General features: G+C 60.0%; 14 protein-coding genes. 1 reads left to right on the top strand and 13 read right to left on the bottom strand.

All coding sequences use genetic code 11. The annotated features are described in order from the left end of the window. The first annotated feature begins 81 nt into the window (after window positions 1-81). Window positions 82-981 (top strand): LysR family transcriptional regulator, encoded by a 900-nt coding sequence (locus C8K66_RS25265; RefSeq protein ID WP_046382743.1) that lies wholly within the window; start codon window positions 82-84, stop codon window positions 979-981. A 232-nt stretch (window positions 982-1,213) separates the two neighbouring features. Here C8K66_RS25265 and C8K66_RS25260 read toward each other — a convergent pair whose 3' ends face one another. The 13 genes from C8K66_RS25260 to C8K66_RS25200 all read right to left on the bottom strand — a co-directional run bounded on the left by C8K66_RS25260 (window position 1,214) and on the right by C8K66_RS25200 (window position 15,421). Then, the gene (locus C8K66_RS25260; RefSeq protein WP_165933338.1) at window positions 1,214-1,849 is read right to left on the bottom strand and encodes a hypothetical protein; all 636 of its coding nucleotides are present in this window, start codon (window positions 1,847-1,849) and stop codon (window positions 1,214-1,216) included. After that, entirely contained in the window at window positions 1,846-2,547 is a 702-nt protein-coding gene (locus C8K66_RS25255; protein ID WP_108526261.1) for a hypothetical protein, read from the bottom strand. Before C8K66_RS25255 ends, C8K66_RS25260 begins: the two co-directional genes overlap by 4 nt. 104 nt (window positions 2,548-2,651) lie before the next feature. After that, window positions 2,652-3,413, bottom strand: coding sequence for a phosphate ABC transporter ATP-binding protein PstB (gene pstB, locus C8K66_RS25250; protein ID WP_017847588.1), 762 nt, complete (start codon window positions 3,411-3,413; stop codon window positions 2,652-2,654). Window positions 3,414-3,489: 76 nt separating this feature from the next. Further along, window positions 3,490-4,383, bottom strand: coding sequence for a phosphate ABC transporter permease PstA (gene pstA / locus C8K66_RS25245; protein WP_026140105.1), 894 nt, complete (start codon window positions 4,381-4,383; stop codon window positions 3,490-3,492). After that, window positions 4,383-5,348 (bottom strand): phosphate ABC transporter permease subunit PstC, encoded by a 966-nt coding sequence (pstC, locus tag C8K66_RS25240; RefSeq protein WP_046382745.1) that lies wholly within the window; start codon window positions 5,346-5,348, stop codon window positions 4,383-4,385. The genes pstA and pstC overlap by 1 nt, the downstream gene beginning before the upstream one ends. Window positions 5,349-5,422: 74 nt before the next feature. Further along, on the bottom strand, window positions 5,423-6,454 hold the full coding sequence (gene pstS / locus C8K66_RS25235; protein WP_026140103.1) for a phosphate ABC transporter substrate-binding protein PstS: 1,032 nt from the start codon (window positions 6,452-6,454) through the stop codon (window positions 5,423-5,425). Between the two features lie 453 nt (window positions 6,455-6,907). Further along, window positions 6,908-7,906 carry a helix-turn-helix domain-containing protein gene (locus C8K66_RS25230; protein WP_057005721.1) on the bottom strand — a complete coding sequence of 333 codons (999 nt, stop codon included), beginning with the start codon at window positions 7,904-7,906 and terminating at the stop codon, window positions 6,908-6,910. Between the two features lie 71 nt (window positions 7,907-7,977). After that, window positions 7,978-9,456: an aldehyde dehydrogenase family protein gene (locus C8K66_RS25225; protein WP_057005720.1), complete on the bottom strand. Its 1,479-nt coding sequence runs from the start codon at window positions 9,454-9,456 to the stop codon at window positions 7,978-7,980. 71 nt (window positions 9,457-9,527) lie between these two features. Further along, window positions 9,528-10,376 (bottom strand): VOC family protein, encoded by an 849-nt coding sequence (locus C8K66_RS25220; RefSeq protein WP_057005719.1) that lies wholly within the window; start codon window positions 10,374-10,376, stop codon window positions 9,528-9,530. A 22-nt stretch (window positions 10,377-10,398) separates the two neighbouring features. Continuing rightward, window positions 10,399-12,045 carry a bifunctional 3-(3-hydroxy-phenyl)propionate/3-hydroxycinnamic acid hydroxylase gene (locus C8K66_RS25215; RefSeq protein WP_057005718.1) on the bottom strand — a complete coding sequence of 549 codons (1,647 nt, stop codon included), beginning with the start codon at window positions 12,043-12,045 and terminating at the stop codon, window positions 10,399-10,401. A gap of 30 nt (window positions 12,046-12,075) precedes the next feature. Then, entirely contained in the window at window positions 12,076-12,888 is an 813-nt protein-coding gene (locus C8K66_RS25210; protein WP_057005717.1) for an IclR family transcriptional regulator, read from the bottom strand. A 3-nt stretch (window positions 12,889-12,891) separates the two neighbouring features. Beyond that, window positions 12,892-13,743, bottom strand: a complete 852-nt coding sequence (locus tag C8K66_RS25205) for a fumarylacetoacetate hydrolase family protein (RefSeq protein WP_057005716.1) — start codon at window positions 13,741-13,743, stop codon at window positions 12,892-12,894. A gap of 232 nt (window positions 13,744-13,975) precedes the next feature. Next, a complete protein-coding gene (locus tag C8K66_RS25200) occupies window positions 13,976-15,421 on the bottom strand; it encodes a carotenoid oxygenase family protein (protein WP_057005715.1) in 1,446 nt (481 codons plus the stop codon). Window positions 15,422-15,430: the final 9 nt, after the last annotated feature.

Here is a 15,430-nt window from a genome sequence, read left to right as displayed (position 1 = left end):
CATTGAGCACAGCCATGCAAGACTCCCATTGCCTGGTCATGCACAGTCGCTACCTTTACCTTTCGATCTCGGAATCCGTGCATGGACAAGTTGCTGGCGCTGAAAATGTTTGTCGAAACGGTGCGCTGTGGGGGTTACTCATCTGCGGCGCGTAAGCTCGGCATCTCCACATCGTCTGTGACACGGCAGGTCGCGGGGCTGGAAAGTGAGTTGGGCGCCAGCCTGCTCAACCGCACCACGCGCAATACGAGCGTCACGGTGGCGGGGCAGCACTATTTCGATAAAGTCGTGGCGATCCTTGAGGCCATCGATGGCGCGGATGCCGTCGTTGCCGACCGTGGCAGCGAAGCTCAGGGGCGTTTGCGGGTCAGTGTCCCGGTGGAATTCGGCCGGCGAATCATCGCCCCGCACTTGGGGCGGTTGCTTGAACGCCATCCCGGTCTGGAAATCAGTCTCTCGCTGAGCGACGAGGTCAGTGACCTGCTCAGCGAACAAATCGATGTGTCAGTACGTCTTGGTTCATCGGTTGTCAGTGATGACATCGTCAGCAAGCGGCTGGGCTATTTCCAGCGTTGGGTGGTGGCGAGTCCCGAATACCTGACACGAACCGGACTGCCGCGACACCCTCGCGACTTGCTCGAGCACCCGTGCTTGCGTTTCGATTACCACACGGGCCACCACGACTGGACATTCCTGGGCGATGAGGACGTCATCCGCGTGAACGTGCAGGGACGGCTGCAAAGCAACAATGCCGACATTCTGCGCGAGGCTGCCTTGGCCGGTGGCGGGGTGACGCTATTGGCCGATTGGCTGGTACGTGAGGACGTCAGTGCAGGTCGGCTGACGCGGGTGCTGGAGCAATATGAAGTCAACCCAGGCAGTGCAAGCACCTGCATCAATGCGCTGTATCTGCCCAACCACCGTGGTTCCAGCCGCATCAGTGTATTCATCGCGTTTCTTCAGGAAATACTCGCGCCCTAAGCACGTCCTGCGCATCAGGCAAGATCGCGTTGCGCGTCGCTTTTGATCGAATTGACTGCCAGCCAATACCCGCGCGGCGTGCGAATACCCTCTTCCTCACCCGCAGGCCCACAACGTGTCCGGTTAGGGTAAAGGCAATGGAGCGATTTCGATGAACACACAAGAGAATGTCCAGACCGTGAAGATTTTTTTGCAGCCATGGGCCGCGGTGAGAAGCCAGGGTTACTAAAACTCACGAGGGCACAATTTCCGAGCATTGTTGTGCTGGCTTCTTCTTCCTGAACGGTTGTTGCCAAGCGAGCTGTGTTTGGACTTCCGCCACGGCATCGAGGACTTTCTGTGCCCAGCGCTCATCCTCCGGATGCACGACAACAACGCGAAAACCGTGATCACGCCCTTCAGTCCGCACGCCTTCGGAATCGTCGACATGTAAGTCGATATCGAATGCCGGCGGAAATTTCGAGGGCGCGTTCGACAGGCCATGCACCGTCAGGGCACGGTTATGCAGCATGCTGTTGACCACCCCGTCGACGCGGATGCCGTACAGCAATAGCCAACGCCTGATGTAGGACGGAGTGCGACCGGACGAGGTGTAGACCCAGATACTGCAGCCCTGGCGACGTAACTCTTGGGTCAGGGAGCGTGTGCCGATACGCAGTGGTTCACCCAGCCAACGATGCACACAGGCCGGCAGCCGGCTTGGCTCGACCGCGCAGTGGTGGAGTTGGCAGGCCAGGGTGTCATCGATATCGAACGAAATGCGTATGCGCTGACGCCTGAATCCGTGCATCGGGACGGCGCGCCGCATGGCGTGCCATACCCGGCTGCCGGAAGCTCGGCATTTAGCGAGCGTGGGATACCGGCTCATCGATGACCCTCCTGGTAGAGGGACGAGGCCTTGTCGTTGAGAAGAAATTTCATTGAATCAGATGCCTGTTCTTCCAGGAAGGCTGCATACTTTTTCTTGATCTTGGGCAATTCATACAACGCCTTGACGCCATGCTTGGCAGAGTTGCGTATGACCGATGACGGGTTGAAGTAGCCCTCGGCGTTTTTCAGCGTCAGCACGAACGGAGGCAAACCTGCGCGCATGAGCAAATAGCTGACGATGAGCGACCCACTGCGGTTATTGCCTTCAATAAACAACTGCGGCTTGCTGAGGATTCGCACGTAGACACCGGCTGCACGTTTCCAGACGGATTCGCTGCGATACGCACAGTACCAATTGAACAAGTCTTTTATCCCCCCCTCGACGTTGTTGAAGAAGTGTTCCTCGGTCGCCGCCAGATGTTGAGCGTATTCTCGTCGGCGTACCGGGTCCCGGCCACAGAGCACGGTGGCGTTGATCTCCAGCATCAGGTTCAGTTGCTGAAGGTCGAACAGGTCTACGCCGCTTGCGACATAGCTGTCAATCAACGCATAACCTTCAAGTACATTGTGCAGCACTTCGTCGGTCAAGGGGTCGCGCGGCTCGGTAAAGTGCCTGCTGAGCTCGGAAAAGCGGCTCTGCACCTCGCGTAGCGCGCGTTCGATTGCAGGTAAATCAAGACGACGGGGTGCAGGCATTGGCAATCCTGGGAAACGGTAGATAAGCAGGTAAAACGACCGGATGCCCGCTAAAGCACCTTTGGCACTATAGCGGTATGCGGTCTTGACTGGACGTTTGCTGTTTAGCTGAACTTGCCGCTGATGTAATCCCCGGTCATTTGTTCGCGCGGGTTATCGAAAATCTGCGCCGTTGGGCCCATCTCAACCAAATAACCGGTGCGCGTGCCCTGGGAAATATCAACCGAGAAAAACGCCGTCGTGTCTGCAACACGGATGGCTTGCTGCATATTGTGGGTGACCAGGGCGATGGTGTAATCCTTCTTCAGCTCAACCATCAACTCCTCGACCCGACGCGTCGCGATCGGGTCGAGTGCCGAACAGGGCTCATCCAGCAACAGCACTTCAGGTTCGGTCGCGATGGCGCGAGCGATACAAAGCCGTTGTTGCTGGCCGCCGGAGAGTGACAGGCCGCTGACCTTGAGCTTGTCCTTGACCTCATCCCACAGCGCCGCGCCTTGCAGGGCGTGCTTTACACGGTCTCCCAGGTCGCCTTTGTAGCGATTGAGGCGCAGGCCAAACGCAACGTTGTCGAAAATGCTCATCGAAAATGGGTTCGGCTGCTGAAAAACCATGCCGATGTAACGCCGCACGACCACCGGGTCAACGCCCTTGCCATAGACGTCTTGCCCAAGGAAATGCACGTGCCCTTCAAACCGAAAGCCTTTCACCAGATCGTTCATCCGATTGAGGCTGCGCAGCACGGTACTTTTGCCGCAGCCAGAAGGGCCGATGAAACCGGTGATCTTGTTTTTTTCGATCGGCACATGGCTGTCACGTACCGCCATGAAGTTGCCGTAGAAAATTTTGTCCAGCTTGCAGTCCATGACCACAGGCGCCTGGGTGACAAACGGAGCGGCTATTTGCGCAGTTGATACGTTCAAAATTCAGATGCTCCCGTTCTCAATACTTGGGCTTGCCGAAAATGCGGCTGACAATATTCACGACTAGTACGATCATCACCAGCACCAGTGAGGCTGCCCATGCGAGCTCGAGTTGGTTGTCGAAGGGCATGCCGGAGAAGTTGTAAATCAGCACGGCAAGCGATGCAGTCGGATTCATGACTGCCAGGCTGCCGTCGTGAAAAATCCAGTAGTTGCTGAACAGCGCGGTAAACAACAACGGCGCGGTTTCGCCAGCGGCGCGGGCCACGGCGAGCATGACGCCCGTCAGGATCGCCGGCATGCCGGTAGGCAAGACGATTTTCCAGATGACCTGCGAGCGGGTACAGCCCATGCCGTAGGCCGCATCCTTCATGATTTTAGGCACCATCCTCATCGACTCTTCAGCCGTCAGCACGACGATGGGCAACATCAGTACCGCCAGTGCCACGCCACCCGCCGGTGCTGAATAGGTACCGGTGGTCATCACCACCAGCGCGTAGGCAAACACCCCGGCCAGAATGGATGGCAGGCCCGTGAGCATCTTGGCGGCAAAGCGCGCGGCGTTTGCCAGCTTGCTGTCTGGCCCCAGTTCCGCCAGAAAAATGGCCGCCATGATGCCGACCGGCACCGCGATTGCCGCCGCGATACCGACCATGACGAAGGTGCCTGCCATCGCGTTGCCGAAGCCACCGCCGGTCTCGAAACCGGTTGGCGGCAGTTCGGTGAATACCTCCAGGCTCAGGCGTGCCCCTCCGCGCGTGATCAGCATGTAGAGCACGGAAATCAGCGGCACGCTGGCCAGTAGAGCACCACCCCAGACCAGTGTGGTCAACACCAGGCTGCGCAGGGCGCGGCCTTCAAACTTGCGCTGCAGGCTTGGTAAAGCGGCTGTAGAGGAAGTGATGTCAGTCATCATTTAGTACCACGTTGGGCATAGACCATGATCATGGAACCGATGACGTTCACCAGGAGCGTGATAAACATCAGTACCAGTGCGGCGTACATCAATACTTCGATTTCGTTCGGCCCGGCTTCGGGGAAGTTCAGCGCCAACAAGGCCGCTAGCGTATTGGCCGGGGCAAACAGAGAAAGCGAGATGTTGTTCGCGTTGCCCACCAGCATGGCCAGCGCCATGGTTTCCCCTAGCGCGCGACCCAGGCCGAGGACCAGGGAACCGAAAATACCGGTGGCGGCGGATGGCACCATCACCTTCAGAATCGCTTCCCAATGGGTCGTCCCCATGCCGTAGGCGGCCTGTTTGGTTTTCATCGGGACACCGGTGAGGGCGTCCTGCGACACGGCCGCAATGGTCGGCAGAATCATGATGGCCAGTACCAACGCCGCAGGAAGCAGCCCCGGCCCGCTCAAGGTTGTGCCAAAAAAAGGTATCCAGCCCAGTTCGCTGTTCAGCCACGCCGTAAGCGGGCGAATCGTCGGGATCACCACGTAAATCCCCCACAGGCCATAAACGACGCTGGGGATGGCCGCGAGTAATTCGACGATGGTTCGAAACACGGCTGCCAGCTTCGCCGGCAGGAAATCCTGGGTCAGGAAAATCGCCATGCTGACGCCGAAAAAGCCTGCGATCAGCAGCGCGATCAGGGCGCTGTAGAGCGTGCCCCAAATGGCCGGCAAAATGCCGTACTTGCCTTGGTTAACGTCCCAGACGCTGCCGAGAAGCACATCAAAACCGTGCTTTTCCATGCCTGGAAGGGCCTTGCGTCCCACCTCGAATACCAAGGCGAAGACCAACGCCAGAATCAGAATCACCCCTATTCGTGCGAGCGCACGGAAGGTGCGATCAACCAGGAAATCCTTTGCAGAGGGTGGTTGGCAGGCAGAATCCTGGTTAACCGGTACGACAAAAGGTGTGCTCATAGGCTAACTCCGGAACAAGGGGGAAACGCTCCCGGTATGGCTGAGCGCGCATACCGAGAGAGGCCTCACGTGCGTTACTGGATGTTGGCGGACGCTTTGCGAACCTCATCGACAACCGATTTCGGCAGCGGGATGTAACCCATCGAGTCGGCGATTTTCTGCCCTTCGGTCAGGCTGTATTCGACCATTTCGCGCATCGCCTTGGCCTTGGCCGGGTTCTCGTTGTGCTTGCGGAAGATCATCCAGGTGTAGGACGTGATCGGGTAGGACTTGGCGCCGTCCGGATCCGGCAGCCAGGCCACCAGGCTTTCCGGCATTTTCACAGCCGCGAGGGCCTCGGCACCGCTTTCTGCGTTAGGGACAACGTACTTGCCGGCCTTGTTCTGCAGTTGGGCAAAGTCAACCTTGGCCAGCTTGGCGAAACCGTATTCGATATAGCCGATAGCGCCCGGAGTCTGGCGCACGGTCGCTGTCACACCATCGTTCTTCGGCGATTTGATGAATTTGTCGCTGGCAGGCCAGTTGACGGTGTTGCCTTCACCCAAATCTTTCTGGAACTGTGGGTTGATCGTCGCCAGATGCTTTGTGAATACCGCAGTGGTACCGCTGGAGTCTGCACGCACGACCACGGTGATCGGCATATCAGGCAGTTTCAGGCCCGGGTTGGCTGCAACGATTTTCGGGTCGTTCCACTTGGTGATTTTGCCCAAGAAGATGTTGGAGTAAACGTCGCGTGGCAATTTGAGTTCTTTAGGATTGCCCGGCAGGTTAAAAGCCAACACGATTTCACCTGCCGTCATCGGCAGCAACTGCACGCCTTCGGCAACCTTGGCGATATCTTCGTCTTTCATTGCCGAGTCACTGGCGGCGAAATCGACGGTTTTGTTCAGGAAGTCCTGCACACCGGCGCCACTGCCCTTGGATTGATAATCCACAGTGACGCCTGCGGTTTTCTTACTGAAATCCTTGAACCAGGTCAGGTAGATCGGTGCCGGGAAACTAGCGCCTGAGCCGCTCAGACGAACGCTTTCCTCAGCAAAAGCCATGGAACTTGCACAAAGAGAAACCGCAACGGCGAGTGCAGCAGACTTCATCAAATTTTTCATCGAAGGAACTCATTGTGATAACGGGCTCCCGAACTTTGCAGCACTTTCGTTAAGCTTTTATGAAAGTTGAATGGCGGGTCGCGCCAACCGCGCCAGGCGCTAGGGGCTGGCCGTTGTGCATTAGGTCGTCCAGCCTTTGCGAAACGTCGAGGTCAGGTCATTACCGTGAAGGTTAAACCAGTACCACCAGAACCCTGCAGCCGTTCGAGGCATCAGTCAGCGCACTGAGACTCTCCGGTGCGGGTCTTGAGTTCCTGAAAGACATGCAAGGCAACGCGGGAGAGAAAAACAGGGCGGCCGGTTTCTTGTCCCCGGGTGCCTTTGACGGTTTCGCTGGGGCGACGTACAGGATGACGGTTGATCGGTGCGTTACCAGCCCTTGCCGGGCGGTGAGGCGCATTGATCGCAGGGGCCGTCCATCAACGCCTTGGCGCTGGCGGACGGCGCCTGGGGTTACGCCGCAGTGGCGTTGGCACGGGTGTCGCTGGCGGTGTCACGAAACAACCGGGGCGACATGCCGAATGTCGCTTTGAAGTGCCGGCTGAAATGCGAGCTGCTGCCATAGCCCCAGGCATAGGCGATCTCGGTGAGGGAGCGATGGGCCTGTTCATGGTTGCGCAGGTCCTCGGCGCAACGGGACAGCCGACGCTGCCAGATGTACTCGCTGACACTGCACCCCAGTTCGTCCTGAAATGCCCGATGCAAGCTGCGCACTGAGCATTGCTCGGCGTTGGCGATGCGCTCGATGCTGAGGTCGCGGTCGGCCAGGTGACGCTCGATATACGCCTTGAGGCGATTCTGTTTGAAAAAGCGGAAGTCATGGTCGAGTTGCTTTTCATCTTGTTTGTTCTTCAGCGCATTGTTCAGCAACCCGGTGATGCTGTCGCCGATCAGCCCGGCCGATTGGCTGTTGAGCAGGGGATATTGGTGATAAGCGTCGCTGATCAAGTGCATCAGCATGCGCCCCAGCCCGTTGCGGCCATTCAAGTGCATGTCGCCGGTCTGCGTCAGTTGCCCGGCGGGGCCCTGGAATAGCAGGATAAAGTGCTCGCAGCCCTGGGTGCTGGTGACGCTGAAGGGTTTGCCGCAGTCGACCAGGAGCATTTCGTCCGGCGCGACGGTGCTGTTTTGCTGGCCTTGCTCGAAATGACTGACACCAGCGACCTGCAGTATCAACATGCGCGGTGTGTCGACGACATCAAGCGCCTTGCTCAGGTGGCGTGAATAGCGATGGGCACTGGCGGTCATGCGGCAGAAACGCAACTGGCCCAAGTCGCCGTATTCCAGGCGGCCCTGGAAGTTGCCGTTGTGCAACGGGTCGATGTTGGTGGACTCCAGGCGCTTTATATACTCCGGCGTGCGGCCCAGGTGATCGCTCATGAACTCTTTCCATTTCATCAGCCGATCAGAGCGAACGACTTGATCGGTGGATACGCAGGCTAGGTTATTCATTGTTTCGCCTTTTGTTTTTTTGTTTTGGGCTGGCGGGCAAGGTGTGAGCCTTGCCCGCTCCTGACAGACGATCAGAACGGGTAGTGATGGCCCCCGGCTTGCCAGGTGACCCAATGGGCTCGGGTAAACTCATCCAAGGCATAGTGGCCGTTGAAGCGTCCAAGACCGGAATTCTTTTCGCCGCCGAACGGCGCATTGGGCTGGTCATCGACGGTGATGTCGTTGATATGGGTCATGCCCGCTACGATGCCCCGGGCAAAGCTCAGGCCGCGTGCCATGTCACGGGTAAACACCGCGCTGGACAGACCGTACTCGCTTGCATTGGCCAACTCCAGGGCATGGGCCTGATTCTGCGCAATCATCAGCGGCAGCAACGGGCCGAACGTTTCATCGCGGGCCAAGGCCTGCTCGGGGCCCACTTCACCGAAGACGTGGGCCGGTAGCACCAGCCCGCGCGCCTGGCCGCCACACAGTTGCTTGAGACCGGCACGCTCGGCGGCGTCGATCTTCCCAAGCAGGCCATCAAGCTGACTCTGGTTGACCACCGGCCCGATTACCGTATCGGCCTTGGCCGGGTCACCGGTCTTGAGATTGCGCACGCGCTCGACCACCAGCGCCGCGAAGTCGGCATACAGCGCACGATCAACAATGACCCGGTTGACGCTCATGCAGATCTGACCCTGATGCAGGAAGCGCCCGACCACGGCGGCATGCGCCGCTATCTCGATGTCCGCATCCTCCAGCACCACCAGCGGTGCGTTACCGCCCAGTTCCAGGGCCACGCGCTTGATGTGCTTGCCGCCAGTGGCGATGCGTCCGACGTTGCGTCCCACGTCGGTGGAGCCGGTGAAGGAGATCAGGCTCGGTATCGGGTGTTCGACGAACGCATCGCCGATCTCCGCACCCGCGCCGACCACCACGTTCAGCGAGCCCGCCGGGAACCCGGCCTCTTCGAACAGATGGGCAATCAACAGGCCGCCGGTAACCGCCGTATCGCTGGCAGGCTTGAGCACCACGGTATTGCCCAGCGCAAGGGCCGGCACCACCGAGCGCATGCTCAGGTACAGCGGGAAGTTCCACGGGCTGATCACACCGACGACCCCCAGCGGCTCGCGAAACACGAAACTCTGTTCGCCAGGCTTGTAGCTGGTCAGGATCCGGCCTTCAACCTGCATCGGCAGTGTTGCGCATTCGCGAACCAGGTTGAGGGTGAACTGCCATTCCATGCCAGCTTTGATACGGGTACTGCCGGACTCGCGGATCAGCCAGTCGATGATTTCTTCGCTGCGGTTCTGGATGACCTGGGCGAGTTTTTCCAGTTGCGCACTGCGCTGGGTCGGGTGCAGCGCTGCCCAGTCGGTTTGCGCGCGCTGGGCGGCCTGGTAGGCGTCATCCAGGTCGGCCACCGAGGCCAGGGGCATTTCCAGCAAGGGTTCGCCGTTGAAGGGGTTGCGGTCGTCCAGGCGTCGTGCAGAACGACCCGCACGCCAGGTGCCGTTGATGTATTGGTCGCCGTTGATGGCGTAGGCCGCGAGTATTGGAGTTGTCATAGTCTTACCTTAGAGGCAGGTAGCCGCGTCGATTGAGGGTGGTGAGGGCAGACCCTTTAGGTTGAGCGTATTCAGCTTCGGATCCAGGCGCGTCCCCAGGCGTTGAGGGTGTATTCCTCCTGCGGCCAGACGCCAGGCGGGCGGGAGGCTTCGGTGATCTCCAGCTCGGCCGAGAATTCCAGGCGGTTGCGATCGGCATCGACCACCATGAAGAACAGGTTGTTGCCTGGGCCATGTCGTCCCGGGCCGAAGAACAAGGTGATCCGCTCCTTGGCGAAGCGGTCGCCCCAGTCGCGGATGTCATTCCATTCGTTGGTTTCGTAACAGTGGTGATCCCACTCGTTTTTCGACCCGCGGAAGAACGCCAGCGAATGGTGTTCATCGTCCGAACGCAGGAAGCAGGTGGTGAGCTGGCCGCTTTGCTCGTCGACGACATTGTCCGAGACGGTGAACCCCACTGTGTTGACGTAGAAGTCGATCATCGCTTCCAGCTCCGTGGTCTGGAACACCACGTGCTGCAGGCGCCCCGGCATGCCCTTGCGGTCGATGGTGGACGCGCCGCGAGACACGCCAAATAGGGTTTGCCGACCCTGGGGGTCACGGATTTGAAAGGCGCCCGCTTCCAGCAGCGGCGAGTCGAGCGCTTCGACCTGACAACCGTTGCCGAGCAGGCGCGCGCGCAGTTCACTCAAGTGCGCTTGGCTGCCCAGGTCATACGCCGCCGCGAGCAGGCCGCTATGGTCGGCGGGTGAAATCAGCATGGCCCGTTGGGGCCCCTGGAGCAGCCAGCTGCCGTCAGCCTGCGCCAGGCCGTCCATGTCCAGCAGGCGCCGATAGAAGTCGACCTGCTGCTGTGGAGCTTTGCTTGCCAGGTGCAGGTAACACAGGCGGGCGGGGGTGGAAGTCTGCAAGGTTTGCATAAACACCTCTGGGGCTGAAGGTTCAGGGGTAGACGGGCGCCATGCCCGGCTGATCCGCGCAGTTGTTCGTCAGGGTGATGCCGAACAGCGATTGCAATGCGTCGGCGACCGGGTCTTGCGTGGCCATCTCGAAGATGGCGGCGACATAGCGATCCGGACGCAGCAGCAGAAACTTCTGGCTGTCGCCGAGCAGGTCCTTGAGCGCATTCTCGCGGTCTTGCAGCACGGTGCAGCCGGGGATCGACGGTAGCGTCTGAACGTGTGCGGGCAGGATCAGGATGCGTTTGGCTTCCAGGTGGTCCCACAGACCGTGTCGCAGTTCATCGAGACGTGGATGGGGCAGGTCGCCATATTGGATCAGGGCGAAGCCGGCACCGATGGTCGTGTCCAGCAGGTGAGCGCGGCCTTGGGCATCGGTCAGCAATGGCTGAGGAAACATTTGCCCGCAGGCCAGTTTCCCGGCCTTGCCTTCGGGTAATACCAGGCCTTTGGTAAAGCGCGGTTTGGGCTTGAAGCGCATTTGCAGGAAATAATCGCGCAGCGGCGGCACCAGGCCGATGACCGCGAATGCCGCGCTGATCAGGCGAGCCCGCAGCACGGTGGCTGGCGCCATGACCACACCAAGGTTCAGGGCCAGCTTGATCAAGGCCCAGGCATGGTCGCGCCGCTCGCTTTCGTAGGACAGCAGGGCGTTCGCCGCCATTTGGCCCTTGAGCACGGCGACCAGCTTCCAGCCCAGATTGTGGGCATCGCGAACGCCGCTGTTCATCCCTTGCCCCGCGTAGGGCGGGGTCAAATGCGCGGCATCGCCGGCGAGAAATACGCGGCCGACCTGCCAACGTTCGGCGATGCGGGCATGAAAGGTGTACACCGTCTTGCGCACGATGGACACCGGGGCATCGCCTTTGAACGGATGAAGCAGGGTGTGCAGGCATTCGGGGCTGAGCACCTGCGCATCGGTTTCGTCCGGCTTGAGCAGGAATTCAAAGCGCCGCGTGCGGTGTGGGCCGGGCACTTCCACCACGGGGCGGCGGGCATCGCAGTACACGCGGGTCTGCCAGAAGGGGTCGTCATCCTGGTCGGTATCGACCACCAGCCAGCGTGAGGAGAAGCTCGACCCCACCATCTCGATCCCCAGTTGCTTGCGCACCGGGCTGCGGCCGCCGTCGCAGGCGATCAGGTAGCTGGCCTTGACGTTGAGCAACTGGCCATCGGCATCCTTGATCAACGCGTGCACGCCATGCTGGTCTTGGGTGAACTCGAGCAGCTCGTGATTGAAGCGCGCGGTCAGGTTCGCAAAACGCTCAAGGCCGGTCTTCAGCGTGCTTTCGAACAGCGGCTGGCGGAAGGCGTTACGCTTGGGAAACCCATATAACCTGCCGGTCGGCTCGACCTTGCCGAAGCAACGCCCGCCCGCGCGGGTGAAGTAATGCACGCCATAACCGGGCACCACATCGCGCAACACGGCGTCATCCAGCCCGATGGCTTGCATGGTGCGCAAGGATTCATCGTCGATCGAGACGGCACGCGGTTCGGTCACGGTGCCGGGTTTGCGGTCGATGATCAGGCTGTCCACGTTGGCCTGGCCGAGGAGGTTGGCCAGGGTCAGTCCGGTAGGGCCTGCCCCGATGATCAAGACTTGGGTGCTGAAGCTGTTGAGGGTTGTCATTGTTATTCCCTTCCAAAGTTTTCAGTCTGGCTACGCGGGGCGGTGGGTGAGCGTCGCCATGCGCTGCGACAACGCCTGTGCGAGGGCCTGCATTTGTGCCCCTTGTTGCGCTTCCTGGGCGTTGTCGCGCTCCTGAATCGGACGCAGGCAACTGATGCTGCCGACCACCTTGCTGTCGTTGTCGAAGATCGGTGCCGCCAGGCCGTAGACGCCGGGGTCAATTTCAGCCGCGCTGGCGACATAGCCCTGGCGGCGCAGTTGCTGCAGTGAGCGGCGGAATTGTTCCCAGGTCTGTCCCAGATGGCTGGCGCGCACTTCATCGGGGTTTTCCAGAAACAGCTGACTGTGTTGGCGCGACGTCATGTTGGCGAGGATCGCCTTCGAGGTCGCGCCGAGGAACAGCGGCCTGGGTGAGCCGCGGGAGTAGCTGACCTCGCTGAACAAGTCGCCATGCTGGTGGATACACACCACCTGGTTCTTGAACAGCCGGCAGATCAGCCACACCTGTTGCTCGCTCCAACGCGGCAGGTCTTGTTCCAGGGCTTGCGCTGCGCGTACCAGCGGGTCGCTCAGGCGCAGTTGGCGGTCCCAGGTGATAATCCGTGCGCCCAACGCGTAGCGGCCGGCTTCGACCTGAAACAACAGGTTCGCCTCGGCCAGTTCGCGCACGTAGCGGTAGATGGTCGACCGCGTGTAACCCAGCGCAGCGCCCATCTCGTCGACCGCCCAGATCGGGCTGGCCTCGGTAAACAGATCCAGCACCCGCAGCATGCGCTCCAGGCTTGAGCCTTTGCTGTCGGCGTCCTGCTCCGGCAGGTGTTCTGATTCAGGTAATGGCTTCATGGCTTATTGTTCATCGGCGATGCTGTTGCGCAGGATGCCGATGCCCGATATCTCGACCTCGACGGTATCGCCGGGCTTCATCCATACCGGCGGTTCACGGAATGCGCCGACGCCACCGGTGGTGCCGCTGACAATCACATCGCCGGGCGCCAGTTCGGTGAAGGTGGAGCAGTATTCGATCAGGTGGCGCACGTCGAAAATCATGTCGCTGGTGCGGGTGTGTTGCATCACTTGGCCGTTCAGGCGCGTGGTCAATTCCAGGTCCTGCGGGTCGCCGATCTCATCGCAAGTCACCAGCCAGGGACCGAAGCCGCCGGTGTCCGGGAAATTCTTGCCCGGCACGAACTGGATGGTGTGCTTCTGCCAGTCGCGGACGCTGCCATCGTTGTAGCAGGCATAACCGGCCACATACTCCAGCGCCTGCGAAGCCTTGACGTGGCGCGCGGTTTTGCCGATGACCACTGCAAGTTCGCCTTCGAAATCCAGCTTATGCGAAACCTTTGGGCGAATGATCGGTTGCAGGTGTGCAACCTGGCTGTCGGCGAAACGCGTGAAAATCATTGGGTAGGTCGGCATCTCCCGACCGGTTTCACGCACATGGGTGGCGTAGTTGATGCCAATGCACAGCACTTTGCCCGGGTTTGCGATCACCGGCAGGAACGTCACGTCCGCCAACGCTACGCGTGGCAGCGCGGCCAGGATGGTCGGCGTCAGTTCACCCAGGCGATTGATGGCGATGGCTTGCTTGAGGTCGGTGCCAAAGGTGGATTTGACCGATTCCAGGTCAATCACCTGAGCGCCCTCGACCACCCCGTAGGTGGTACGGCCTTGAACGATAAAGCTCGCGAATTTCATGAAGTGTCCTCTCGGAAAGGGGAGCGTGAGATGGGCTGCAATGGGCTCAATCTAGTCTTGCGAACTAATCCTGTAAAGTGGGATTTTTGTATAAATCCTGCATTTCGGAATAAATGTTATTTTTCTGTTCGGTGATCGGATTGCTGCCTGAAACGCCAAGCAGCCCGTGCCATTCCAGTATGTGGATGGCTACGGGCGTGGCTATTGGAGGGGAGGGGAACGCTATGCCGATTTAGCGCGGTGCCCAGCAGCCGTGCAGCGACATCCGCATACGGAATGGGACTTTGATGCGGGCGATGGGGCCGGCCGCCATGTCAGTGGAGTCCAGCACCACCAGTTCACTGCGCCCTTCGACAATCAGGTTGAGCAGGCAGACCACGTAGCCATCGCCTTCCGCTGCCGCGGCGGAGCGTGGAATGAAAATGGGTTCCTGAAAGCACCCGCTGTCACCGGGAAACCATGCGTCGGTGACACCGGTTGTCAGGTTGATGTGAGCCAGCAGGTTGAAGAACTGAAACGGCATCGGGCCATTCGCCGAGTTATACGGCCGCTGCGGATCAAAGGCGAGCAGGAATCCGTGTTCATATTTGCGGCCTATGTAACGGTCATCGCAGCGGGGAAATTCACAGGGATAGTCCGTCAGCGCCTGCGGTTGCAGTTCGTCCTGTGCGCTGCTCAGGTCAAAGACCCAGCGCATCAGGCTGGCCGCCAGGGTTTCCGGCGGCGGTACGAAACCGTCCGCCTGGGGAAAGAAGTAAAAGACGTTGCCGCCGGTGACCGGCATGTCCACATAGACTTTACCGTCTTCGTCGAACGCGTTCAGGGTATGGCCCTGGAAGCCGTCCTTGGGCCCTTTGAACCAACGCACCTCGCGCGCGTCCCCGTGGCGCGGCACCACGGCAAACAGCTGGGGCAGTTCGGGCTGCCACTGGAAATGCTGGCCGCCTTGTTTCATGCGCTCGACGTCCACCGTCAGGGGGATCAGCGGGAACACCACATAATGCTCGGTGACCGCGAAGTCGTGGACCATGGCGGCGTAGGGCGCCTGGAACCAGATCTGGTGCAGCAGTTTGCCCTGCGGCGAAATTTCGAAATACGCCATGTCGGGTGTGCCGTCGCCTTTGGCTTCGTAGCTGAAGGCCAGCAGGTTTCCGGTCACCGGGTCGAGCTTGGGATGGGCGGTGAAGGTGGCTGAGTCGATCTGCCCGTCGAAATTCCACTCGCCGAGGGTCTCCAGCGTCTGCGGGTCCAGTGCCCACGGCATGGCATCTTCCTTGAGTGCCAGCAGGACGTTGTTATGCGGGATCACCGAGGTGTTGGCCGTGGTGTTGTTTTTTGCCGCGAGCGCGTCGTTGGTGTAGGCATTGCGATAGACGCCGTTGAGCGAACGCCCTTCACGGCGCTGGGCGACCAGGCGATCGGTGAGCACATAGCGCCGACGCAACGAGACCTTGCCATCGGCAAAATAGAAGCCGCTGACCATGGCGTCGCCGTTGAAGAAGATATCCGTGCCCAGCATGGGCGGGTATTGCGGGTCCGGCGAGACTTGATAAAAGGTCCCGCGGATCGCCTCAGGCACAGCGCCTTCGATCTCCAGGTCGAATACGTCGGCTTCTACGCGGCTGGGGGTATACAGCGCGCCGGAAAACTCGGGGGTTTTGGGAAATGGAATATTCATCGCGTCATC

The organism is Pseudomonas sp. GV105, from assembly GCF_003058185.1.
GTDB lineage: Bacteria > Pseudomonadota > Gammaproteobacteria > Pseudomonadales > Pseudomonadaceae > Aquipseudomonas > Aquipseudomonas veronii.
This window is presented reverse-complemented; position numbering and strand designations above follow the sequence as displayed.